Source organism: Spirillospora sp. NPDC052269 (assembly GCF_040679435.1).
GTDB lineage: Bacteria > Actinomycetota > Actinomycetes > Streptosporangiales > Streptosporangiaceae > Spirillospora.
Genome location: NZ_JBFAUU010000018.1, coordinates 110,700 through 132,900 on the forward strand (window position 1 = coordinate 110,700; position 22,201 = coordinate 132,900).

General features: G+C 71.8%; 24 protein-coding genes. 13 read left to right on the top strand and 11 right to left on the bottom strand.

The genetic code is table 11. The features are described from left to right. Positions 1-5 precede the first annotated feature (5 nt). From AB0L06_RS33345 to AB0L06_RS33355, 3 genes are read left to right on the top strand one after another with little or no spacing between them, the layout of a single operon-like run. Positions 6-149 carry a hypothetical protein gene (locus tag AB0L06_RS33345; protein ID WP_500235132.1) on the top strand — a complete coding sequence of 48 codons (144 nt, stop codon included), beginning with the start codon at positions 6-8 and terminating at the stop codon, positions 147-149. 58 nt (positions 150-207) lie between these two features. After that, the gene (locus tag AB0L06_RS33350; RefSeq protein WP_500235133.1) at positions 208-489 is read left to right on the top strand and encodes a DUF6247 family protein; all 282 of its coding nucleotides are present in this window, start codon (positions 208-210) and stop codon (positions 487-489) included. After that, on the top strand, positions 486-743 hold the full coding sequence (locus AB0L06_RS33355; protein ID WP_500235134.1) for a hypothetical protein: 258 nt from the start codon (positions 486-488) through the stop codon (positions 741-743). The genes AB0L06_RS33350 and AB0L06_RS33355 overlap by 4 nt, the downstream gene beginning before the upstream one ends. Before the next feature lie 46 nt (positions 744-789). On the opposite strand, the gene AB0L06_RS33360 is transcribed toward AB0L06_RS33355, so the two are convergent. From AB0L06_RS33360 to AB0L06_RS33370, 3 genes are read right to left on the bottom strand one after another with little or no spacing between them, the layout of a single operon-like run. Next, complete coding sequence (locus tag AB0L06_RS33360; RefSeq protein WP_500235135.1) at positions 790-972, bottom strand: DUF397 domain-containing protein; 183 nt, start codon at positions 970-972, stop codon at positions 790-792. After that, entirely contained in the window at positions 969-1,160 is a 192-nt protein-coding gene (locus AB0L06_RS33365; RefSeq protein WP_500235136.1) for a DUF397 domain-containing protein, read from the bottom strand. The genes AB0L06_RS33360 and AB0L06_RS33365 overlap by 4 nt, the downstream gene beginning before the upstream one ends. Further along, positions 1,157-1,996 carry a helix-turn-helix domain-containing protein gene (locus AB0L06_RS33370; protein WP_500235137.1) on the bottom strand — a complete coding sequence of 280 codons (840 nt, stop codon included), beginning with the start codon at positions 1,994-1,996 and terminating at the stop codon, positions 1,157-1,159. Before AB0L06_RS33370 ends, AB0L06_RS33365 begins: the two co-directional genes overlap by 4 nt. Before the next feature lie 370 nt (positions 1,997-2,366). Between AB0L06_RS33370 and AB0L06_RS33375 the strand changes: the two genes are divergently transcribed. Beyond that, the gene (locus AB0L06_RS33375; RefSeq protein WP_500235138.1) at positions 2,367-2,639 is read left to right on the top strand and encodes a hypothetical protein; all 273 of its coding nucleotides are present in this window, start codon (positions 2,367-2,369) and stop codon (positions 2,637-2,639) included. Here AB0L06_RS33375 and AB0L06_RS33380 read toward each other — a convergent pair whose 3' ends face one another. After that, a complete protein-coding gene (locus tag AB0L06_RS33380; RefSeq protein ID WP_500235139.1) occupies positions 2,640-3,206 on the bottom strand; it encodes a Uma2 family endonuclease in 567 nt (188 codons plus the stop codon). It lies immediately after the preceding gene. 115 nt (positions 3,207-3,321) lie between these two features. Further along, the gene (locus tag AB0L06_RS33385; protein WP_500235140.1) at positions 3,322-3,933 is read right to left on the bottom strand and encodes a tetratricopeptide repeat protein; all 612 of its coding nucleotides are present in this window, start codon (positions 3,931-3,933) and stop codon (positions 3,322-3,324) included. A gap of 123 nt (positions 3,934-4,056) precedes the next feature. On the opposite strand from AB0L06_RS33385, the gene AB0L06_RS33390 reads away from it, so the two are divergent. The 6 genes from AB0L06_RS33390 (at position 4,057) to AB0L06_RS33415 (ending at position 8,118) form a co-directional block, all read left to right on the top strand. Next, positions 4,057-4,854 carry an alpha/beta fold hydrolase gene (locus AB0L06_RS33390; protein ID WP_500235226.1) on the top strand — a complete coding sequence of 266 codons (798 nt, stop codon included), beginning with the start codon at positions 4,057-4,059 and terminating at the stop codon, positions 4,852-4,854. 89 nt (positions 4,855-4,943) lie between these two features. Continuing rightward, positions 4,944-5,474, top strand: a complete 531-nt coding sequence (locus AB0L06_RS33395; protein ID WP_500235141.1) for a cupin domain-containing protein — start codon at positions 4,944-4,946, stop codon at positions 5,472-5,474. A gap of 45 nt (positions 5,475-5,519) precedes the next feature. Then, positions 5,520-6,149, top strand: a complete 630-nt coding sequence (locus tag AB0L06_RS33400) for a TetR/AcrR family transcriptional regulator (protein ID WP_500235142.1) — start codon at positions 5,520-5,522, stop codon at positions 6,147-6,149. 243 nt (positions 6,150-6,392) lie between these two features. Then, a complete protein-coding gene (locus tag AB0L06_RS33405; protein ID WP_500235143.1) occupies positions 6,393-6,593 on the top strand; it encodes a hypothetical protein in 201 nt (66 codons plus the stop codon). A 14-nt stretch (positions 6,594-6,607) separates the two neighbouring features. Beyond that, complete coding sequence (locus AB0L06_RS33410) at positions 6,608-6,733, top strand: hypothetical protein (protein WP_500235144.1); 126 nt, start codon at positions 6,608-6,610, stop codon at positions 6,731-6,733. Then, positions 6,730-8,118: a serine hydrolase gene (locus AB0L06_RS33415; RefSeq protein ID WP_500235145.1), complete on the top strand. Its 1,389-nt coding sequence runs from the start codon at positions 6,730-6,732 to the stop codon at positions 8,116-8,118. Before AB0L06_RS33410 ends, AB0L06_RS33415 begins: the two co-directional genes overlap by 4 nt. A gap of 48 nt (positions 8,119-8,166) precedes the next feature. Here the strand turns inward: AB0L06_RS33415 and AB0L06_RS33420 are convergent, their stop codons facing one another. The 3 genes from AB0L06_RS33420 to pgfA form a co-directional block, all read right to left on the bottom strand. Beyond that, positions 8,167-9,279, bottom strand: coding sequence for an NAD(P)H-dependent flavin oxidoreductase (locus AB0L06_RS33420; RefSeq protein ID WP_500235146.1), 1,113 nt, complete (start codon positions 9,277-9,279; stop codon positions 8,167-8,169). A gap of 112 nt (positions 9,280-9,391) precedes the next feature. Then, positions 9,392-10,687, bottom strand: coding sequence for a cytochrome P450 (locus tag AB0L06_RS33425; protein ID WP_500235147.1), 1,296 nt, complete (start codon positions 10,685-10,687; stop codon positions 9,392-9,394). Between the two features lie 317 nt (positions 10,688-11,004). Continuing rightward, complete coding sequence (gene pgfA / locus AB0L06_RS33430) at positions 11,005-12,108, bottom strand: cell envelope lipid trafficking protein PgfA (RefSeq protein WP_500235148.1); 1,104 nt, start codon at positions 12,106-12,108, stop codon at positions 11,005-11,007. Positions 12,109-12,284: 176 nt separating this feature from the next. Here pgfA and AB0L06_RS33435 point away from each other — a divergent pair, with 176 nt between their 5' ends. Genes AB0L06_RS33435 through AB0L06_RS33445 form a run of 3 tightly spaced genes read left to right on the top strand, consistent with a single transcriptional unit; the run spans position 12,285 to position 15,831 of the window. Further along, positions 12,285-13,793, top strand: coding sequence for an MFS transporter (locus tag AB0L06_RS33435; RefSeq protein ID WP_500235149.1), 1,509 nt, complete (start codon positions 12,285-12,287; stop codon positions 13,791-13,793). Positions 13,794-13,804: 11 nt separating this feature from the next. After that, the gene (locus AB0L06_RS33440) at positions 13,805-14,587 is read left to right on the top strand and encodes a glycosyltransferase family 2 protein (RefSeq protein ID WP_500235150.1); all 783 of its coding nucleotides are present in this window, start codon (positions 13,805-13,807) and stop codon (positions 14,585-14,587) included. Further along, entirely contained in the window at positions 14,584-15,831 is a 1,248-nt protein-coding gene (locus AB0L06_RS33445; protein WP_500235151.1) for an acyltransferase family protein, read from the top strand. The genes AB0L06_RS33440 and AB0L06_RS33445 overlap by 4 nt, the downstream gene beginning before the upstream one ends. Here AB0L06_RS33445 and AB0L06_RS33450 read toward each other — a convergent pair. The 3 genes from AB0L06_RS33450 to AB0L06_RS33460 are packed head-to-tail and all read right to left on the bottom strand — an operon-like array spanning position 15,787 to position 22,190. Then, on the bottom strand, positions 15,787-19,992 hold the full coding sequence (locus AB0L06_RS33450) for an alpha-(1->3)-arabinofuranosyltransferase domain-containing protein (RefSeq protein WP_500235227.1): 4,206 nt from the start codon (positions 19,990-19,992) through the stop codon (positions 15,787-15,789). The two genes, AB0L06_RS33445 and AB0L06_RS33450, sit on opposite strands and share 45 nt — an antisense overlap. Before the next feature lie 51 nt (positions 19,993-20,043). Next, positions 20,044-21,420, bottom strand: coding sequence for a glycosyltransferase family 4 protein (locus tag AB0L06_RS33455; RefSeq protein WP_500235152.1), 1,377 nt, complete (start codon positions 21,418-21,420; stop codon positions 20,044-20,046). After that, positions 21,417-22,190, bottom strand: a complete 774-nt coding sequence (locus tag AB0L06_RS33460) for a glycosyltransferase (RefSeq protein WP_500235153.1) — start codon at positions 22,188-22,190, stop codon at positions 21,417-21,419. The genes AB0L06_RS33455 and AB0L06_RS33460 overlap by 4 nt, the downstream gene beginning before the upstream one ends. Positions 22,191-22,201 lie beyond the last annotated feature (11 nt).

A 22,201-nucleotide genomic window follows, 5' to 3' on the forward strand; every position in this document is an offset into this window, starting at 1 on the left:
CCTGGATGACGAGGACCACGGTCGTGGCGCCCGAAACGGCGGCCACTCACGCCTATCTGAATGAGTGGCGCAACACCGAGCTTCCCGGGGCCCTCTCGCACAAGGAAGCCATGGCTCTCCTCCTGCACACCTCCGCCAACGACCGCTGATCAAGGCCCTTCCCGGTCTGCCAGTGATCAAGCCGACATCGCGGGTAGCCTTCAGAACATGACGGCGCAACCGCTGAGCAGCCTTGATCCGGAAGATCCTTCCGAGATCCTCAAGGTGCTACCCGAGTCCTGGCACGAGGCGTTCCTGACCGAGTACCGGGAAGCGTTGGAGGCTGCTCACGAGGTCTGGCGATGGCGGCAACTCCGGGAGCTGCTACATCTGTGGCGACTCCGCGCGGCCGCCTATTCGACCTCGGGCTTCGATGCCTCGGTCGAGGAGGCGTGGACGGCCCGCCCCGAGGACCTCCACTCGCTGCCCCAGCGCCCGGATCCGCGGTGAGCTACGACCTGCGGCTGACCACTCTCGCTGCCAAGCAGTTCAACGACCTGATGCAGGATGAGGAGACGTACGAGCTCCTGATGGAGCGGATCATCCGCCTCAAGCAGGAGCCCTGGGATGCCTGGCTGATCCGGCCCAAGAACGGCCTTGAATATCGTGAAGTTCAGTTCGGCACCCATGGCCTCCTCGACTTCCACGTTAACGAAGAGGCCCAGACGCTGATCATCCTCAACATCACCTGGCTCGCATGGTGAACGGCCCGTCCCGGACCACTCCAGGACGGGCCGCCAAGCTTGTCGCCTACGTCAGGCGACCGGGCAGCTCACCGAACGCCTCGCGAGTCACCCGCAGATGCCCAACGTCGGGGGCCTTCGAGTCACGGACGCCGACCACGGGCTCCAGCGCCGCCACCTCGACACACTCGCTGCTGCCCGCGGCACCGGAGTGGCTGGACTTGCGCCATCGGATCGCATCGCCGGTCATGGCAACTCCTGGACGGACGCGAGCAGCCTCGCGAACGCCGCTCGACTCACACACACATGTGCCCCATCCGGAGCCTTCGAGTCGCGGATGCCGACAACAGCTTCGAGGGCTGCGACCTCAACGCAGTCGGAGTTGACCGTTCCCCCGGAATAGCTCGACTTACGCCACAGCGGGGCGCGGTTGGTCACAGGGCCTCCCTGATCGATCGGATCCGAACCACGGACTCTGTCGCGGACAGAGCCTCGGCTCTGGCTCGATCGAACGCCATGACGAGGCGATGCACAAGGCCCGGAGGCTCGAGCGTATGGCCCCGGTCCGCCGCCGCCTCGACGTATCCCAGGCCGTTCTCCGTGTCGAAGCCGAACAGAGCGAACATGCTCCTGTCGTAGACCGGAGCTCCGGCAGGGATGACATGAATGGTGATGTTCGGGCGGCTGGCGAGCTCAAGCAGATGATCGAGCTGCTCCTTCTGCACCTCGGTCCCACCGACAGGTTCGTGCAACGCGGCCTCTCTGATGAGAACGACGATGAACGGAGGCTCCTCCCTGTCGAGGAGTTCTTGGCGGGACATCCGAAATGCCACCGCCTGCTCAAGCTGCGCCTCAGGCGTCTCCGTCCGAAGGATGGCTCGGGAGTAAGCCTCAGTCTGGAAGAGACCAGGGACGAGCATGGGCGCGAACACCCGGATCGAGTCCGCTCGTGCCTCGTGTGAGGTGTAGCTGAGGAAGTCCGGCATCAGTTCCGCGTCGCGGAGGATGAGCCAGTACAGGTCCTCGAAGACGTCCACGCCGAAGAGCTGGTCGAGCTTCTTCGCGACGTCGTCGTTCGGGATGCGGTACAGGTTCTCGATCGCGCTGATCGTCTTGTGCGACACGTTGCAGAACGCGCCGACGTCCGTCTGGCTCATCCCTTCGCGGGTGCGGTACGTCCGCAGTTTGTGCGCGAAGAGCGCGAAGTTGCTCGACCGGGGGTCGAAGTCGCGCGGGTCCTGGTCGTCGTCCTGGTCCTTGCGCTGTGGAGGCATCGTCGGCTCCGTCGTCTCGATTGTTCTCGGACGCCCTTCTGTTTGCGGAGCGTAACTCGGCGCCTCCACTCCGTGTCAGGCGTTTGTGAAAAGTGCCCGCCCGCTTTCCTTGCCCGGCGTCCGGATCACGCCGGACGACGCGTCCGAAAACCCGGCTGCGGTTTGGCCTCCCGGCCTCGCGGTAGGTCGAACGCGTCGCGAAACTGAGGAGTGAAAAGCGATGGCTCTCCACCTGGGACGTAGAGAGAAACAGACGGAGACGACCACTACCGAGACCCGCCGCTGGCCCTGGTCACCCGGCCCCGATGGGACCCGCCCGTGGACGCGCCGCACGACCGCGCACAAACGCCGCCCCGGACGCTGGCGTCGCATGCGGCACAATCCGATCAGCCTCGCCATCCTGGCCGGCGGCATCGCGGCCGCCGCGATTCTCGTCTTCGGAATCCTGCTGACCTTGGGTGGCGCCAACCCGTCCAACACCCTCGTCCACGCCACGCTGCGCTCGGGGAACTGGCTCGCCACACCGTTCCACGACCTCTTCGTACGCCCCGACCCCAAGCACCAGCTCTACTTGAACTGGGGCATCGCAGCGGGCGTCTACTACCTCCTGGCCCGCGCCCTCTCCTGGCTCACCCGGTTCTGACTACTCGAACTCAGCGGTGTCCAACGCGAACCCGAACGGCTCCGGCAGATCCAGGGACCTCCCGAACCTCACACGCCGGGTCTCCGAGTAGTCCGCAGCACGCCTGTCCGGCGTACTGAACAGCGTCACGTGCCGTTCCTCCTGGTCGATCAGCAGGAGGAACGGCACTGCCGCCTTCGCGTAGCAGTGCTGCCTCGCCGTGCGATCACATCCCACCCGTCCGGACCTGACCTCCACGGCCATGGCGACACCTCGCGGCGATGTCCAGGTCGTTTCCGAATCGAAGACGTCGAGTTCCGTCGAGGCGAATACCCCATCCGGAATCACATAGTTCTGCGTGCAGGAGTCTCCGCCGGACAGCAACAGCCCCGCCTTGCGTGAGAAATCCATGGGAGTCGCGGACATCCGAGCCACCTGCCGACTGAGCCGGGACAGGCACTTCTCCCGACGTGCGGTGAAGGCGACCGTCACCACGATCTCCCCTTCGATGAGCTCCGCACGCAGCCCTTCAGGCACGCCGAGCTCAAGGAAGCCTTCGAGCTGCACCTGCCCGCTGCATTTCGACAAGTGAGGCACCTCTCCGTAGCGGGTCCAACACAACAGGCTTCGACCATAGGTAGGCGGCCCTCGACCTGTTGGCCACTTCGGCGCTACGGACGCGGCGTAGCGTGATCGGCCTCGACTACGAGCTGAGACGGGCGACTTCTTCAGCCGCTTCCGCGTCGCCTCGCCCGGCTGCCTGGCTATAGAGATCCAGCGCCTCGTCCGGACGGCCTGCTTCCTCAAGAAGACCGGCGAGGTTGAACATGATGGCGGTATTGGCCTCGTAGTCTTCGTCACCCGGATAGTCGGAAGAGTCCGCCCACTCCTCAAGGGCGCGGCGGAACCACATCTCGGCCTCGTCGTTCCGTCCGGCGTCCCAGAGCAGACAGGCGAGGCGGTTGCGCGCGGCCGGGTAGGGCATGTCTGCGGCGGCGCGGTAGTGCTGTTCGGCCTCCGCAAGGCGGCCGTCCTCCTCCAGGAACACGCCGTAGTTGTACTGAGCGGTGCGGTCGGTTCCCTCCTCGGCCGCCCGCAGCGTCCAGGCCATGGCCGCTTCCCGGTCGTCGCGCTTGATCAGCAACGCCAGGTTGATCATCGCGATCGTTTGTCCCTGCTCCGCGGCGGCCTGGTACCAACGTGTCGCGGGCTGCTTCCGACCGGCATCGTCGTACAGCTTTCCCAGCCTGAACATGCTGGGCGCGTGTCCGGCTCGAGCAGCCGCACGGAGCCCTTCGAGATTCGCCTCGTCCACTGTTCGCCACGCCTTCGATCTCGCCAGGGTTTTCACGCTCTCATGAGGGTGCGGACCACCGACAACCAATTTCCCCGGAGATGGTGTCAGCGGCACGTCAGTGGGTGGGGTCAGGCTTGGTTCATGACGGAGCTTGTTGCATCTTCTGCCGATGGCCACCTCGTCCGTGCTCTCGATGAGGGGGACGGGCCCAACGTGCTCGTCGTTCATCCCGGTGGTGGGGGCGCTTCGGCGTGGGACGCGGTCGCGCGGCTGCTTACCGACGACTATCGGGTTGTTCGGGTTCGGCGGCGGATTTATGAGGTTGGGGCCGAGATCGTGTTGCCGCATTCGATGAGGGTTGAGGCGGCTGACATCGTGGCCGTTGCTCGGGTGCTGGACGGGCCGACGCTTCTTGTCGGGCATTCGTCCGGGGCGGTCGCGGCGTTGGAGGCGGCGCTGCTCGATCCCTCGCCATTCGGCGGGATGGTGCTCTACGAGCCGCCGATTCCTACGCGGGAGCTGGTCGCGGGGGCGGCGGGGGTGCGGGCTCGGGCGTTGCTGGAGGCGGGTGAGCCCGCCGAGGCGATGCGGGTGCATATGCGCGACATCGTCCGGATGCCGTCCGCCGAGGTCGACGCGATGTTCGCCGTGCCCCGGGTGCGGGAGCTCTTCGCGAAGGCGGCGGCTGCGCAGATCGCGGACTCCGAGGCGCTCGACGCGCTCGGCCTCGGGATCGGGCGGTTCGCTTCCCTGGACCTCCCGGCGACGTTGATCGAGGGCGACCAGAGCCCCGCTCACCTGCGGGAACGTCTGGCGGACCTCGCGGCGACGCTGCCGGACGCGCGGGTCGTCACGCTCGCCGGGCACGGTCACGTCGCGAGCATGACCGCGCCAGGACTCCTCGCCGAGGTCATCCGCGAGGCGGTGACACGGGTCTGACCTGCACGGCGAGGGCGAAGTACACCGACTGGTTGAGTTGTTGCACTGGTCGGTGTACTTTCGGGAGCACGCTCTCGAAGGAGGTTGTGTTGTCCTATCCACAGGATCGGTACCACGGCGAGAACGGCGAGGTCAGCGCCTCGTTCCGGGCGGCTTCGGAGAAGCCGGAGCTGGCCGGGCCGTCGGGGATGGAGACCTACTACCTCGCGACCGGGAAGCCCACCGGGCGGGAGCACGACATCTCCACGGACGGCGAGTTCGGCCTCTACCACGTGCGGAACCTGCCTCCGGGCGGCGGCACCGGGACACACTTCCACCGGACGATGTCCGAGTCGTTCTTCGTCACGGACGGCTCGCTCGGCGTCTTCGACGGCGAGCGATGGCGCAAGGCGTCCAAGGGGGACTTCCTCTATGTCCCGGCGGGCGGGCTGCACTCGTTCACCAACGAGTCGGACGACCCCGTCTCGTTCCTGATGCTGTTCGCTCCCGGCGCGCCCCGCGAGGAGTACTTCGAAGGAGTCGGGCATCTCGCCGCGCTGTCGCAGGAGGCCCGCGAGGACTTCTTCCTCGCGCACGACAGCCACTTCATCGACTTGGACGGGCCGAAGATCGGCCGCTGACGACGAATACACTGCACCCGATCAGTACGGCGGAGGAGGCCCGGCGTGACGTCCACCGGACGACCCGAGAAGCGGCGCGCGATCCTGGACGGCGCGCGCCGGGTGTTCGGCCGGGACGGCTACACCCGGGCCGGCATGGACGCGATCGCCGACGAGGCGAAGGTGTCCAAGCGGACGATCTACAACCACTTCGCCGACAAGGAGCAGCTCTTCCAGGCCGTGGCGGTCGAGGGCGGGCAGCAGGTCACCGACGCGATCAAGCGCCTGATGGACGTCCACCTCCTCAAGATCCTCGACCTGGAGGAGGACCTGCTCGCCTTCACCCGCGACCGGGCGGCGACGATCGGCGAGTTCCCCGACCACTTCGCGCTCGTCCGGGCTCTGGAGGCCGAGGTCACGCGGATCCCGCGCCCGGTGCTCGACCGGTGGATCGCGGTGGGTCCGCAGACCGCGCACGAGCGCCTCGCCCCCTACCTGGCGAAGATCGCCGAGCGCGGGCTGCTCACCTTGGACGACCCGGAGACGGCCGCGCTCCACTTCGACCAGCTGACCATCGCCACGGTGGTCCGGCGGACCTTCTACGGGGCACTCCCGCTCTCCCCCGAGGAGACCGACCGGATCCTGCGGGACGGGGTCCACGCCTTCCTTCGCGCCTACCGGCCCGCATCGTCCTGAATCGTGTTAATTTCGTGCCGTCCGGTTGGCACGAAAATTGCGGGTGATGTCATGACCGATGCCTGCGAGCACTGCGGGAGGCATCTGGCACAACAGGCCGGGCGTGGACGTAAGCGACGGTTCTGTGACGCCACCTGCCGGAGTGCGGCACGGCGGGCACGGCACGCAAAACGTGCGACCCCCATGCAGGACGTCAAGGGTCGCTTGACATCGATTCGCGGCGGTGACAGCTTGGGCGGCCAGGTGTCCGAAGCGCCCGGAGCGCCGGGCGACGCGCTGGCCGCGGTGGCCGCCGCCGCCGAGGCCGTCCGACGGGCGGACGACCACCTGCGCGGAACGGTCGGCACGGCGCGCTCCTCCGGTCGCACCTGGCAGGAGATCGGCGACGTCCTCGGCATCACCCGGCAGGCGGCGTTCCAGCGGTTCGGGCGTCCCATCGACTGAGAACGGGGACTCCGATGTCGACCAACGTGCTGCCCCAGGCGGCCGACGACCCGCCGGCCGAGACGGCCGCGGGCGAGCGGAAGACCGCCCGCCGCGACTCCATGCCCGACACCGACGCGCCCGCGGGCGGCGCGCGATGAGGGCCCGCACCCGAATCAAGGCCGCCGGACGCGCGCGCGTCACGGCTCTGACCTCCACGCGCGTCACGGCTCTGACCACCACGCGGGTCACGGCGCTGGCCGTCGTGCTGCTGAGCGGGGCGGCGGCGTGCGGCGGCGGCTCGGGCGGCCAGGACGCGGCCGACGCCCCGGCCGCGGCGGGCCGGCAGCTCGACTGGATCGTGTCGGCGTCCCGGCACCTTCCGCTCACCGACGCCGACGCGAAGGCGCACATCGCCGCGGCCGCGCTGCACTCGTTCGGCGGCACGGCCGGGCTGTCGAAGACGCTGGCGCGGATGGGGCCGCTCACCGCGCAGCTTCCGCCCAAGTCCGGGCGCACGCGCGCGGGCGGGTGGTTCACCGCGGGCCACGGCGCCTCGGTGTTCGGCATGTCCGCGACGGACCGGAGCGGACGGATCGCGGCGCTCTACTTCGCCGAGCAGCCCCGGTCGTGGCGCGACCTGGACTCCCGGCTGCACGAGCTCGCGCCGAACGTCTCGTTCGCGACCGCCGAGATCGGCAAGAAGGGGAACTGCCGGGTCGTCCACGGCGTGAACGAGAAGACGCAGCGTCCGCTCGGGTCGTCGTTCAAGCTGTACGTCCTGGGCGCGCTGTCCGACGCGGTCGCCCGCAAGGAGGTCGCCTGGGACAGCCCGCTCCCGATCAACGACGCGTGGAAGAGCCTCCCGTCCGGGACGTTCCAGGACAAGCCCGCCGGGACGACGATGACGCTCGCGCAGTACGCGGACGCCATGATCTCCAACAGCGACAACACGGCCGCCGACCACCTGATCCACCGGCTCGGACGCGAGGCCGTGGAGCGCGAGGTCGGCGCGCTCGGGAACTCGCGGCAGGCGAGCGACCGCCCGTTCCTGACCACGCGCGAGGTGTTCGCGCTGAAGGGGGCGGGCTACCCGGCGAGCGCGAAGCGGTACCTGGCCCTGCCCGCGAACAAGCGGTCCGCCGCGCTGCCCGCGCTGAACGCCACCCCGCTGTCCGGCATCACGGTCTGGCAGCAGCCGCGCGACGTCGACACCATCGAGTGGTTCGCCTCGCCGACCGACGTGTGCGCGGCGTACCAGGGGCTGAGCGAGCGGGCCGCCAAGCCCGGCCAGGCCGACCTGGACCACGCGCTGTCCCTGTACGACGGCGGGGTCGGGCTCGACCCGAAGGCGTACCCGAAGGTGTGGTTCAAGGGCGGCAGCGAGCCGGGCGTCATGTCCGCGAACTACCTGACCAGGACGTCGGGCGGACGGACGTTCGTCACGAGCGTGATGCTCTCGGACCCGAAGAACGCCATCCCGCCGAACGTCGAACTGAACATGCTCGCCCTCGCGCGGGCCGGGATCCAGCTCGCCAATTCCTGAGTGAGCACGAGAGACGTCCCCCAGGGGTTTCCCGGGGGACGTCTCCCGTCACTCGGCGTGGGTGAGGGTGGTCAGGCGGTCGACGGCCTCGACGTATTCCTCGATGAGGTCGTAGACGACCTGCGCGGCCGGCCTGACCTGGTTCATGCTGCCGACGATCTGCCCGACCGGGAACGTGACCAGCTCGCCGTCGCCCGACCGGGCGATGCGCGGCAGGGCGTCCGCGACCAGCATGAACTGCATCGGCATCGGCAGGGTTCCGGGGGACGACTCGCTCTCCCACGCGTCCGTCCAGGCCGTCCGCAGGAAGCGCGCGGGCTTGCCCGTCCAGGCACGCGACCGGACGGTGTCCCGGGACGTCGCGTCCAGCAGCTTCGGGACGGCGCGTTCCGGGGTGTCGGCCTCGTCCACGGTCAGCCAGATGGACCCGGTCCAGACGCCCTCCGCGCCGAGGGCCAGCCCGGCGGCGACCTGCCGGCCCCGGCCGATGCCTCCCGCTGCGAGGACGATCGTGTCATCGCCCACGGCGTCCACGACCTCGGGGATCAGGACCATCGTTGCGACCTCGCCGGTGTGGCCGCCCGCCTCGGTGCCCTGCGCGACGATGATGTCGACCCCGGCGGCGACCTGCTTGCGTGCGTGCCGGGCGCTCGACGCGAGCCCCGCGACCTTCACGCCGTGCTCGTGCGCGAGATCGGCGACGTCCGCCGGGGGCGGGCCGAGCGCGCTGGCCAGCAGCGCGATGTCGTGCCGGAGCGCCACCTCGACCTGCGGACGCGCCGTCTGGTCCGTCCAGCCGAGCAGCGCGCGGTTCGCCTTCTCGGACGGCGGCTCGACGCCGTGCTCGGCGAGCAGCCCCTCCAGGAAGTTTCGATGCTCTTTGGGGATCATCGACTGGAGCCGTCCGAGCAGCTCCTCGGCGTCGCCCGCGTCCGCGCCCTCGTACTTGGCGGGCATGACGACGTCGACGCCGTACGGTTTCCCGCCGACGTGCTCGTCGATCCACTTCAGCTCGAGTTCGAGCTCCTCGGGGGTGAAGTACAGGGCGCCGAGGACGCCCATGCCGCCGGCGCGGCTGACCGCCGCGACCACGTCGCGGCAGTGGCTGAACGCGAAGATCGGGTACTCGATGCCGAAGAGATCGGTGACTCGTGTCCGCACGCGTCGAACATAACCCCGAGCGGATCAAAACTGCAACAAGTTCTAGTTGGTGAGATCGCCTGGCTTCGCATGGCTGGCGAGCGAAAGGCTTAGAACGCGTACTACAGGCGGGTCAGCGTCCGGCCGCCTCCCGGAGGTCGCGCGGACGGCACAGCACCGTCAGCCCGGACGGACGGAACGTCCCCCACGTCGTCGGCGTCAGCGCGTGGCGGCGGATCAGGAGCCGCCGGGCCATGAACGCGGCGATCAGGACGAGTTGGACCGAGGCCAGCGACGCTCCGGGGCAGGTGCGCGGCCCGGCTCCGTACGGCAGGTAGGCGCCGTTCCCCGGACCGTTGGCGAACTGAAGCCACCGGCCCGGGTCGAAGACGTCGGCGTCGACGAAGTAGCGGGGGTCGCGGTGCAGCAGGTACGGGGAGACCATCACGCGTTCGCCGGGGAGCAGGTCGTAGCCGCCGATCTGGACGGGCTCGGCGACGATCCGGGAGAGCAGCCAGTTCGGCGGGTACAGGCGCAGCGTCTCGCGGACGAACGCGTTCGCCAGCGTGAGCCGGGACAGCACCTCGCCGTCGACGTCGTCCGGACCGGGAAGCACCGCTTCGGCCTCGGCGGCGAGGCGTTCGGCCCACTGCGGGTTCGCGGCGAGCGCGACGAGGACCCAGCCCGCGGCGGGCCCGACCATCTCCCGCGCCGCGACCATCGCCGTGACCAGCCGGAACGGCAGGTACACCCGGGGGTCCACGCCGTTGTCGGCGCAGGCGCGCATCAACTCGTCCAGGACATCGCCGCCCGATGTCCCGGGCGGGGCCGCCTCGGCGCGACGGTCGATCACCCGCCGGATCCGCGCCGCGAGGCGGTGCTGAGCGCGCCGGACCCTCAGCCGGGCGGGAGCCGGAACCCATCCGGGCAGGTGGACGTACCGGGGGCCGAGCTCGGTCCGCAGTTCGGCCAGCTCCTCCTCCCCGTCCAGCAGCTCGCCCGCGTCGGGCCCGAAGTGGTAGCGGGCGGCCATCCGCGCGGAGGCGGCAGCGAGCCGGGGCAGCGCCTCGGCCTCGGCGCCGACGGGCCAGGAGTCCGCGAGGTCGGCGGCCCCGGACGCCAGGACCGCGGCGTGCCGTCCGACCCGGTTGTGGCGCAGGGTCCGGACACGTATCGCCTCGACGGCCTCGTTCTCGGGGCGGGCGCGCCGGGGAAGCGCGAACGTCCCGCGCGGCGGCTCGAACTCCTGCCCGGTGCGGCGCAGCACCTGGCGGGTGGCGTCCAGGCCGGAGACGAGATGGATGTGCGGTAAGACCTGCCAGACGTCCCCGAAACGGGCCGTGCCCGCCGCGAGGTATCCGGGACGGTCCGCCTCGTACGCGCCCACCCCGGCGATCACGCCGTCGCGCGGGCCCGGTGGCCGTTTCATCGCGCAGACCTCCACTTCACGGAAACAGGACGGGCTTCACCAGGGGTAGTGCGGGTACGCGCCCATGCGCGCGGCTCGACGGCCCGTGAGGTAACGCTTGATGGCGGCCATTCCAGACACTTCCCCTCCGACGACGATCGGTTCTCTCGCACGGTCGGTGGATCTCGATTGACCACACCGGCCGGGGGCCAAGAGTAGTTAATCGATCGCTGGTTGTGACATGGCGAAGGGGTGAGGGAGCCGTCCCCCGGTGATGCCGGGGTAAAGCGAACGCGTCCGCCCTTGTGACCAGGGCGGACGCGCGGAGGAGAGGTCGGTCAGGAGCGGCCGAGGCGGCGCGGCTGGCGGGCCGGGCGCGGCTGGCGGCGGGCCCGCGAGGAACCGGCGGCCGGGTGGACGCGGCGTCGCGTGCCGGGCGGCGGTCCGGTCGCGAGGCCGCCGAACCGTCCGTCCGGGCCGCGCGGGGCGGTCGGCGGTGGCGGCAGGTCGCGGCGGCGCAGCAGCGTCATCGTGGACCCGGTGCCGAGCATCCCGAGGCCGACGAGCAGCGCCAGGGCCGGGCCGTAGATCCGGGTCCAGCCGATCGCCAGCGCGGACTCCTCCGACAGGTCGGCGAGGTGCTTCTGGTCCGCGGGAACGGTGACCATGTCGGCGTCCGCGACGATGAGTCTGCCCAGGCCGTCCCTGGTCCGGAGCGACTGGGTGATCTTCTGCTCCTGCTTGACCGGGACGCCCGTCCGCGGGTCGACCCACTGGGTGTTGACCGCCTCGAAGTAGCGGTCGACGCGCTGCGGGTAGGCGTCCTTGCCGAGGCCGAGCATGTCGCCGGGCAGCTTGACGTTGTTCATCGACTCGACCTTGACGAGCGGGACCTCCTGGACGAACCGGTAGACCCGGATCCCGGCGACCTCCTCCTCGCCGCTGAACCTCATCGGCAGGGTGCGGCGGGTGGTCGTGTCGTAGAACGGATAGTCGCGCTTGTGCACGTCCGCGATCGGGAACAGCAGCCCGTAGCCGAACATCCGCACGTTGACGTCGCCGCCGACGTTGACGCCGCAGCAGTTCACCAGCAGGCCGGTGCGGCGGTCGAAGGCCATCCGGTACGCCTGCAGGTCGACCTGCTTGCCGGTGGACTTGTCGGTGATGGTGGTCGAGGAGTCCCAGACGGCGATGCGGCCGTTGCCGCCGTTCGCCTTCACGTCGCCGCGGATGGTGCTGTCGGCGACCAGGGTGACGCCCGTCCGGAGCTTCAGCTTCGCCATGTCGAAGAGGCTGGCGTTCTGCGCCTCCAGCCGGACCCGCTCGTAGCGGTTCAGCGGCGCCTGGACGACCTGCTCGGAGACGTAGAACCGGATCAGCGGGGCGAGCGTGGTCAGGAACGCGCCCGCGACGACGAGAACTAGAGCCAGCGAACGCCGCATCGCACCTCCCGGGGGGCGGCCGGTGCCTCCCGGTCCTCCCGGCGCGTCCGGCCGAACGGCCCTGACCAGGCTCTCAGGCCCGGCATGTCCGGTTACCCTACAGGATCAGACGTCCCTTACCTCCCGTCTCAGGCCCCCGGCAGGAACCCCCCGATGACCCGTCTCCCAGGCTTCCCGTGAGCCCGCGTCCGCGCGTCCCGGAACGCCGGTGGCTCGCGCTGCTCGCGGCGCTCACGGCGGCGTTCATGGACCTGGTGGACGTGACGGTCGTGAACGTCGCACTGCCCCGGATCCAGGACGATCTGCACGCCGGTCCCGCGCTCGGCCAGTGGACGGTGTCGGCCTATGCCCTGGCCTACGCGTTGTCGCTGGTCACGGGCGGACGACTTGGAGACATCCTCGGGCGGCGGCGGGTGTTGTTGCTCGGGCTGGCGGGGTTCATCTTCGCCTCGTGGGCGGCGGGGGCGGCGCACTCCCCGGCCCCGCTGATCGCGGCGCGCGCGGCGCAGGGCGTGTTCGCGGGGGTGATGGTGCCGCAGACGTTGTCGGTGATCAGCGTCCAGTTCCCGCCCGGACGCGCTCGGGCGCGCGCGTTCACCCTGTACGGGATGCTGCTCGGCGCGGCGCAGGTCGGCGGGCCGCTGCTCGGCGGGATCCTGCTGCACTACGACATCGCCGGGCTCGGCTGGCGGGCGATCTTCCTGGTGAACGTCCCGGTCGGGCTGGTCGCGCTGCTCGGGGTCGACCGCTGGATGGACGACTCGCGCGCGACGCCGCCGCCCCGGCTGGACGTGGCCGGGGTGCTGCTGGTGAGCGCCGGCGCGGTCGCGCTGACGCTGCCGCTCGTCCAGGGGCGGGCGCTGGGCTGGCCGCCGTGGAGCCTGTTGCTGCTGGTGGCGAGCGTTCCGGTGCTGGTGGGGTTCGGGGTCGTGGAGGCGCGGCGCGAACGGTCCGGGCGCAGTCCGCTCGTGCCGCCTTCGTTGCTGCGGCGCCGTTCGTTCGCGGCCGGGCTGGTGCTGACGACGGCGCTGTTCGGGGCTGTCGCGGCCTGTTTCATCGCGCTGACCTGGGGGCTTCAGTCCGGGCTCGGCTGGTCGCCGCTGCGGGTCGCGCTGACCGGGGCGGCCTGGCCGGCCGGGATGGCCCTCACCGCCCAGCCCACGCACCGGATCGGGCCCCCGCGTGCTCGGGCCTTCGTCCGGGCCGGGGTTCTCGTGATGGCGTGCGGGGTCGGCTTGGTCGCGGGGGCGTTCGCGGTCGTCGGAGGCGATCTGCGGCCGTGGCATCTGGTTCCGGGGTTGTTCGTCGCCGGAGTCGGGATGGGGTTGGCGCTGCCTGTGCTGGCCAATGCCGTGCTCTCGGACGTCCCGGTGGACGCGTCGGGCGCGGCGTCCGGGGTCTACAACTCGGTCACGCAGTTCGCGGGCGTGCTCGGGGTCGCGGTCGCCGGGATCGCCTTCTACGCCGGGGACGCCGAAGCCGGGCCGGACGCGGCGGCTCGGACGTTGCTGGTCGCGGCGGTGGCCCTGGTGGTGGCGGGCGCGCTGTCGTCGCTGCTCCCACGGGGGCTGGCCTGGGCGGACGCGGGCGGGCAGGGGTCCTCGCGATTCACACGGGGGCCGTCCCGAATCGGGACGATCCGGGCTAGCCTGCTCCGACACGTCCACCCCGGGAGGTCACGCTGAGCGCCGCACGTGTGACCGTCGTCGTCCCGACCCGCGACTCCGCGCGGACGCTGGAGCGCTGCCTCGGCTCGCTGCGCGCGCAGACCGTCCCGGTCGAGGTGATCGTCGTGGACAACGCGTCCACGGACGGGACGCCCGGGATCGCCGCCGCGTACGCGGACACCGTGCTGGCGGGCGGGCCGGAGCGCAGCGCGCAGCGGAACCTCGGCTGGCGGGCGGCGACCGGGGACGTCGTGGCGTTCGTCGACTCGGACATGGTCCTCTCCGAGGGGGTCGCCGCCGAGGCGGCCGAGGCGTTCGGCGCCGATCCCGGGCTCGGCGGGCTGGTCATCCCGGAAGAGTCGTTCGGGCAGGGGTTCTGGGCGCGGGTGCGGGCCGTGGAGAAGCGCGCCTACCTGGGCGATCCCGCCGTCGAGGCCGCACGGATCTTCCGCCGGGCGGCCCTCGCCGACGTCGGCGGCTACGACGAGGACCTCAGCGCCTTCGAGGACTGGGACCTCGCCGACCGCGTCGCCACGACCGGACGCGCGATCGGCCGGACCTCCTCGGGCGTCCTGCACGACGAGGGGCGTCTGACACTGCTCTCCGCCTACCGGAAGCGCCGCTACTACGGGCGATGGCTGCCGGTGTACCGCGCCCTTCCGACCGCGCGGTCGTTCGGGCGGGGCGGGACGCTGCGGAGGCTTCCGCTGCTGAGCTCCCCGGTCACGGCCGCCGGGGTGATCGTCCTCAAGGCGACCGAGACGGCCGGGCTGCTCGCCGGCGCGCGTGCGGCGGGGAGGGGCGGGTCGTGACCGCGACGGTTCCGGCCTCCGCGCCGACGGTGTCCCGGCTGCCGGTGGTCTCCGGACGGCAGGACGCGCTGGACGGCGTCCGGGCCATCGCGGCGCTGATGGTGCTGCTGTTCCACGTGGCCGCGAGCACCGGATACCTCACCAAAGAGCCGACCGCTATGACGAGGCTGTTGTCCCGGGGCGAGATCGGGGTGCCGATCTTCTTCGTATTGTCCGGGCTGCTGCTGTACCGGCCTTGGGCGGCGGCCGCAGTGGGGCTGACGCGTTCGCCAGGCACAGGTAAATACCTGTGGCGTCGGCTGCTGCGGCTCATGCCCGCCTACTGGGTCGTCATGGGGGTCGCGATCGGCATGTACAGCCGTGGCCATCTGTCGGACGTCCCGAGCATGGTCGGTCTCGCGACGCTCACCTATGGCTTCGACATGCATCCTTGGTGGACGGACCATCTGGGTCCCAAGGGCCTAGGGCAGATGTGGAGTCTGTGCGTCGAGGCGTCCTTCTATGTGGCGCTGCCTGCGCTCGCCTTCCTGCTGGACCGGTGGGCGCGGCGCGGCAAGTCCCTCCACATACGGGCTCAACGGTTGCTCTATGCGTTGGGCGCGCTGTCCGTGGTGTCGGTCGTCTATGCGGTCGCCATGCTTCGGACGCCCAACCCGGCCTACTGGGGCAGCCTGCTTCCGCAGTACCTCGGGTGGTTCGGCGCCGGAATGGCGCTGGCCGTCGTGACGGTCTGGGCGAACGCCGCGCCGCTCGGCCCGGCGGCCCGGTTCGCGCGGACGGTCGCCGCGTCGGCCGCGATGTGCTGGGCGGCGTGCGTCCTCGTGTACGTCATCGCGTCCACGCCGGTCACGGGGATCTCCCGGCTCAACTCGACCAACGCGTGGACGACCGGGTTCAGCGTCGTCCTGTACGGGCTGGTCGCGCTGCTGCTGGTCACCCCGGCGGCGCTGGCCCCGGCGGACGACCGGCTGGTCGGGCGCGTCCTCGGCAACCCGGTGCTGGCGTTCCTCGGACGGATCTCCTACGGGCTCTTCCTCTGGCAGTTCGTCGTGATCTTCGTGTGGTTCGACCTGACCGACCATGCGCCGTTCACCGGCGACCTGCTGACCGACTTCCCGGTCTGCCTGGTGCTGACCGTCATCGTCGCGAGCGTGAGTTACTACGCGATCGAGGAGCCGATCCGGAAGCTGGGCGGACGACTAACCGCGCGCCGGGTCCGGACGGACGTCGCCGGCGGGAGCTGATCCCGGTTCGGCTGCGGCCGACCAGCTGAGCGCGACACCGTCCGCGAGCCAGGTGTCGGGAGCCTCCGGGGCGGTGAGGGCGGCGGTGAGCCGTCCGAGGACGATCAGCCCGCAGATCTGCGGTAGGACATCACGGAGGACGGGCAGCAGGTCGGCGCGCATGCCGTGCTGGTTCAGCCAGGCCGCGACGGCGACCGAGACGCCGCCGAGCAGCATGAAGAACGCGGCGATCCACGCCGACCGGACGTGCCGGGCCGTCCGTCCGCTGGACCACTGCGGCACGGCTCCGACCAGCGCGGACACCGCCGCCACACCCAGTCCGAGCGGGCCCGCCAGCCAGAATCCGAGCGCGGCGGCGAGGCCGACCGGGGTGACGACGCGGAGCGTCCGGGCCGTGCGTCCGGCGTTCGATGTCGTGGGGGCGGCGGGTGGTGGCGGTGCGTCGTCGTCGCCGCGTTTCGGGCGCCGGATCGAGATCGGGACGAGCAGCGCGAGCAGGCCGAGGCCGCCGAACAGGGCCGTCCGGTAGGCGGTGTCGGGCTTGTACCGGAGGGTGATCGTCCCGGACGTTCCGGCCGGGACCTCGAAACCCTGCCGCCAGCCGTCCAGGCGGACCGGGCGCAGTTCGCCACCGTTAGCGGTCTTCGCGTTCCAGCCCGTGTTGTAGTTCTCGTTCACTACCAGGATGGACTTGCGCGCGGCGTTCACCTGAATCCGGCGCTCGCCCGGAGCCCACGACTGCACGGTGACCGGGCTCGTCCGGCCTGGTCGGGCGGCGGCGAGCGCTCCGCCGGGATCGACGGTCATCGAGTCGACGCGGAAGTGACCGCCGGCGCTGACGTGGTTGTCGCCGTTCGCTACCCGGACGGCGTGGCACGCCCGGAAGGTCACCGGACGCTCGCCGAGCACGTCGGCGGCCGTCCCGGAGATCTGCGTCTTGACGGCATGACCGTTGACCGTGAGGTCCGGGCCGACTCCGCAGGACGTCGTGAACGGCCGTGAGCTGGGCTTGGGCAGTGCGGGGACGCCCGGAAGCGCCACCTCCGACACCTGGACGGGCACCTGGGACGTCGCGAACCGCAGCGTCACCCGGTCGGTGCGCATGGGCGCGAACCGCAGCCGTCCGAACCCGTCGAGCAGGCCCTCGCGGACCGAGCCACGCCCACCGAGGACGGTCACCGTCATCGCGGACCGCGCGCCCGGCGGCCGCGTCACTTTCAGTTCGCTCACCTTCAGCTCGCGCCCCCAGGCGAGCGTCAGCGACGGCCGCTTGTCGTCGCCCGCCGCGATCCAGGCGGTCGCGGGATCGCCGTCGATGGCCGCGCGAGGCTGGGCGGGAGCCTCCTTCGTCCAGGTGGAGCTGGCGGCGACACGCGTCGGGGCGCGGGCCCGGGTCAGCCTGTCGACCAGGGCGGGGTCGGTGACGACGGCGTGTCCGGTGATCGCGGCGGCGCCGCCGTGGCCGGTGAAGACGCGGCGCAGGGTCGGGCCGTCCTCGTCGCCGCGCGCCAGGTCGGGCGAGCAGACCCAGCGGGACGAGCCGCGCATGCACTCCGGCCGGGGCGGCGTCACCCGGCTCATCAGCTGGGGCGCCGTCGCGCCGGACTTCGGGACGGCGGGTAGTCGCAGATAGCGCTCGGCGGTGATGCCGGGGATGGACAGGTCGCGCACGCCTACCCGCGCGCCCTCGCCCGGTGTCCCGGCGACCGCGACGATCCGCAGCCGGATCCAGGCCGTCGGGCCGGGCGGGGCCGCCAGCGTCTGCGCGTCCGCGACCGGACGGACGTCCTGCTCCCGCACCCCGCGCTCGGTCTCGACCGCGACCCGCGACGGAGCCGGTCCGAGCAGGTCGTTGCGGGTGAAGGTGACCTGGAGCGAGCCCGGGTCCAGGGGCGACGGGAGGTCGACGCGCAGCCACTGGCCGACCGGACCGCGCGTCCCGCCGGTGATCCACTGGGTGTCGGGGTCGGAATCGACGGCGGCGAACGGCAGCGCGGACGGGTCCTCGACGCCTGCCAGGGTGCCGGGGTCGGCGGCCGAGGAGGACGCCGTGACGTTCTTGACGCCGGTGTACTCGGCGACGGTCTGCGCGCCGTCCCAGGCCGGGTCGCCAGGGTCGGGGCCGAGGCCGCCGGAGGTGTCCGGCTTGCTTCCGGCCGTCAGCGTCGGGCCGATCTGCGCGCGGATCTCCGATCGCGACCGGTCGCGCAACCGCGCCGAGTCGGACGCGACGGGCGTCCCACCGAGGTCGGACGCGTCGTCCCCGACCAGCACCGGACGACCCTTGAGGGCCCTCGCGTCGGCGAGGTCGAGCAGGCCCTCCGGGGCGCCGCGCAGCCGGACGGGATCGTCCGCGTCGACCAGCCCGGCCACCGCCCGCGCGCCGTCCACCTGGTAGATCTCGACCGCCGGGTACGGCTGGTCGCGCGCGCTCACGGCGTCGTCGCTCCAGCCTCCGGGCTGGAAGCCGAAGTACTTGACCCGCCTCAGGCCCGGCGAGCCGTCGAGGGCCTGGTGGACGCGGGCGGGCCAGGCTCCGGCCAGGTCGTCCCGCGTGAGGTCGTTCCGGACGAGCAGGTACCGCACTCCGGACCTGGCCAGAACCTCGGCGAGCCCGGTCGAGCCCTGACCGGCCGCGACGCGCTGGTCGATCGCGTCCAGCATCCGCGCGTACCCCGGCGACCCCTGCGGGACCATCTGCCGCGCGCCCCAGCGCGTCCGCAGCAGCGGCTGGACGATGTCGTCCATCGGCCGGCCCCACGTGTAGTCGCCCGTCCGCGAGCCGGGCAGCGCCAGCACGGACTGCTCCCCCGCGCGCGTGTTCAGCCAGGACGCCGCGTCACGCCAGTACTTCGGGACCTCCGGGAAGCCGCCGGGCGCGGCCAGGCCGTTCGCCATCGCGGGCGTCGCGACGGCGAGCAGCGTCACGCCCGCCGCCGCGATCACGCCGACCCGGAGGTTGCGTTTCCGCAGCGTGCCGGGCAGGTGCGCGATGCCGAGCGCGAGCGGCAGCCGGATCATCCCGTCGAACTTGTACAGGTTGCGGAGCGGCGCGAGCGGGCCGTCCAGCAGGTCGCGAAGGTGCGGGGCGAGCGGGCCTTCGACCCGGCTCGCGTGCCCGGCCGCGACGATCGCGACGCCGCCGAGCAGGACCAGCAGCGGGAACGTCCGGTCGGGCAGGTCGCGCCGGACGAGCCCCGCGAGCCCCAGCGCGGCGAGCACGGCGGTGACCACGACCAGCCAGGCCGTCCCGGCCAGCGCGGACCCGACCGGCAGTGCCTGTGGCAGGTAGTCGATCCAGCGTTCGGTGCCGCGCAGGACGTCCACCAGGCCGGTCGTCGCGGTGGTCGTGTCGGCCTGCTCGGTGTAGCCGAGCCAGGAGAAGCCGTACTTGCCGGTCAGGACGAGCGGAACGAGCCACCAGCCGACCGCGACGGCCATGGCGACCGTCCACCAGGAGAGCAGCCGGAAGCGGCGCGTCCCGCGCGGACGGGTCAGCAGGAACAGGAACGGGACGGTCAGCACCGCCACCGTCGCGGTCCCGTTGATGCCGCCGCACAGCCCGACGGCCAGGCCGGACCGGGCGGCGGCGCGGATCCGGCCGCCGTCCCGCCGGACGGCCGTCGCGAGCGGCACGACCGTCCACGGCAGCATCGCGAGCGGCAGGTACTCCCAGGAGTTCTGGCCCAGCGCGGACAGCGCGTGCGGGCTGAGCGCGTACGCCGTCCCCGCCGCGAGCCGCGCGGCCGGGCCGCCGATCTCCAGCCGCGCCGCGAGCGCCCGCACGCCCAGCAGCGCCGCGCACATCAGCAGCGCGAACCACAGCCGCTGGACGATCCAGGGCGGCATCCCGGCCGCGTGCCCGAGCCAGTAGAACGGGCCCATCGGGACGAAGTAGCCCGCGGCCTGGTTCTGCAGCTGGCCGAACTGCTCGGCGTCCCACAGGTGCAGCGCCCGGCCGAGGAACGCGCCGGGGTCCAGCACCATGTCGATCTTGGTGTCGGAGAGCAGCAGGCCCGGCTTCGTACAGAGGGCGAGCGCGGTCAGCGCGAGGCAGCACACGAAGACGCGGATGCGGTCCCGCAGCACGGGGTCGACGGCGACCTCGTCGGACACGATCGACACGCCGTCCGGCATGGTCACGGACGAGTCGCCGACCACCAAAGCGCCCTCCCGGACCCGAACCGAACCGACCTTTCGCCTCCCGCCGGATCAGCGGTCGGCGGTGTCCCCGACGCCGTCCTCGACGCCGCCCTCGGCTGCGTCCTCGACACGGCCGAGCAGGCGCTCGAGCGGCGTGGCGGGCCGCACCGGCTCCGCCTCGCCCGCGTCCAGCAGCTCGTCCCGGACCGGGCCCTCCACGACCCGGAGGTGACCGTCACCGTACCGGCGCACGACCTGTGCGTCCGCACCGGTCCCGCTCATGCCGGCCCCGCTCGTTCCGCGCCGGACGGACGCGGCGACCAGCGCGGCCATGCGGTCCGCGGTGTGCTCCCAGTCGAACTCGGCCGCCCAGGCGCGGCAGGCGTCCGCGACCGCGCCCCGGCGGACGGGATCGGCGAGCTCCTTCAGCGCCCGGTCCAGCGTGTGGACGAGCTCGGCCGCGTCGCCGGTGTCGGCGGCGAGCCAGCCGGTCGTGCCGTCCCGTACCGCGTCGCGCAGGCCGTCCACGTCGTAGGCGATCGTCGGGACGCCCAGCGCGGCGGCCTCCGCGACGACCAGGCCCCAGCCCTCGCCGCGCGACGCGCTCAGGTGCAGGTCGGCGTCCGCGACCACGGCGGCCTTCTCGTCCTCCGGGACGAACCCGAGCAGCTCGACCGCGCCGCCGAGCCCGCGCGCGGCGATCTCGGCGGCGAGCCGATCCTGGTCGGGGCCGCGCCCGATGATCCGCAGGCGCAGGCCCGGACGGTCCGGCAGGACGCGCTCGACCAGGTCGAGCAGCAGGTCGGCGCGCTTGTGCGGGACGAGCCGGGTCACGCACACCAGCCTCGGCGCGGACGGATCAAGCGCCCGCCGCTCCAGGCGACCGGCTGGCGGGGTGTCCACGCCGACCGGGACGAGATAGATCGGGCCCGTCCAGTCGAGCCGCGTGCGGAGCGCCTCAACGGTCGTCGTCGAGATCGCGGTGCAGGCGTGCCGCCGGTACGTCCAGCGCGCGACCGGGCCTTCCAGCGTCCGACCGATCCAGGCGAGCCAGCCCGGGAAGTACAGGCCGAACTGCTCGTCGTGCACATGGAAGATCGCGCAGAACACCGGGGTGCGGCGCGGCAGCGCCCACGGCGTGAAGAACGGGATGCCGTTCTGGCAGTCCAGGACGGCGTCGAACCGCCGCCGATGCGCCAGCATCCATGCCAGGACCAGCGGATACACGGTGAAGCGTGCGCCCAGCCGGACGAAGTCGACGCCGTCCACGCGCTCGCGGCGCGACTGTCCGGGCGCGCGGCAGGTCACGTAGGTGACGCGGGCGCCCCGCGCGGCGAACCGGCGGGCGAGCTCCCACGCGTACCGTTCGGCGCCTCCGGCCGCCGGATGCGCCGGGTCCCGCCAGTTCACGATCGCCACGCGCAGGCCGCGGACGTCGTCGCTCATCCGGAACCGGCCCCGCTGATCTCGGTGAAGGGCAGCGCCACCACCCCGGCGGCCTCCGCCGGAAGCGGGGCCTGCGCGGGCGCCGGGGCAGGACGGCGCGCGGACAGCCGGATGGCCACGACGTCGCGAAGGCAGCGCGCGGAGTGCCGTCGCACCGAGAACGTCGAGCCCGGCACGTCCCGCCAGCGGACCGGGATCGCGGTGATCGCCGCGCCGCGCCGCGCGCAGTGCATCAGCAGCTCGACGTCGAACGCGAACCCGCTGGTCGTGAGGTCGGCCGCCGCCTCCCGGACGAGCGGGCCGGCGAAGAACTTGAACCCGCACTGGGTGTCGGTCACCCCGCCCGCCAGGTCGCGGGTGAGCCGGTTGAACACGATCGCCCCGACCTTGCGGAGCGGATGGCTGTAGTCCTCCACCAGCGAGGACGGGTGGCGGCGCGACCCGACCACGACCGGACGGCCGTCGCGCAGCAGCGCGAGCGCGTCGTCCAGGCCGGACAGGTCGGTCGCCATGTCGGCGTCGCAGAACCCCACGTACCGGGCGGTCGTGGCGAGCAGTCCCGCGCGCACGGCCGCGCCCTTGCCGCGCTCGGGGCAGTGGATCACGCGGACCGGGACCGGCCCGCGCCAGGACGCGGCGATCCGGGCCGTCCCGTCGGTGCTGCCGTTGTCCACGACCAGCACGGACGCGGTGACCGGCAGGTCCGCGAGCCGGGCGCCCAACGCGTCCAGGCCGTCCGGCAGCCGGACGGCCTCGTTGAACGCGGGCACGACCACCTCGA

What these genes read in the sequence shown, in the direction of transcription:
- AB0L06_RS33390 (WP_500235226.1), top strand. Translation starts at nt 4,057, where the DNA reads ATGACGGAGCTTGTTGCATCTTCTGCCGATGGCCACCTCGTCCGTGCT.
- AB0L06_RS33375 (WP_500235138.1), top strand. Translation starts at nt 2,367, where the DNA reads ATGCGGCACAATCCGATCAGCCTCGCCATCCTGGCCGGCGGCATCGCG.
- AB0L06_RS33370 (WP_500235137.1), bottom strand. Translation starts at nt 1,996, where the DNA reads ATGCCTCCACAGCGCAAGGACCAGGACGACGACCAGGACCCGCGCGAC.
- AB0L06_RS33410 (WP_500235144.1), top strand. Translation starts at nt 6,608, where the DNA reads ATGTCGACCAACGTGCTGCCCCAGGCGGCCGACGACCCGCCGGCCGAG.
- AB0L06_RS33415 (WP_500235145.1), top strand. Translation starts at nt 6,730, where the DNA reads ATGAGGGCCCGCACCCGAATCAAGGCCGCCGGACGCGCGCGCGTCACG.
- AB0L06_RS33345 (WP_500235132.1), top strand. Translation starts at nt 6, where the DNA reads ATGACGAGGACCACGGTCGTGGCGCCCGAAACGGCGGCCACTCACGCC.
- AB0L06_RS33350 (WP_500235133.1), top strand. Translation starts at nt 208, where the DNA reads ATGACGGCGCAACCGCTGAGCAGCCTTGATCCGGAAGATCCTTCCGAG.
- AB0L06_RS33425 (WP_500235147.1), bottom strand. Translation starts at nt 10,687, where the DNA reads ATGAAACGGCCACCGGGCCCGCGCGACGGCGTGATCGCCGGGGTGGGC.
- AB0L06_RS33360 (WP_500235135.1), bottom strand. Translation starts at nt 972, where the DNA reads ATGACCGGCGATGCGATCCGATGGCGCAAGTCCAGCCACTCCGGTGCC.
- pgfA (WP_500235148.1), bottom strand. Translation starts at nt 12,108, where the DNA reads ATGCGGCGTTCGCTGGCTCTAGTTCTCGTCGTCGCGGGCGCGTTCCTG.
- AB0L06_RS33455 (WP_500235152.1), bottom strand. Translation starts at nt 21,420, where the DNA reads ATGAGCGACGACGTCCGCGGCCTGCGCGTGGCGATCGTGAACTGGCGG.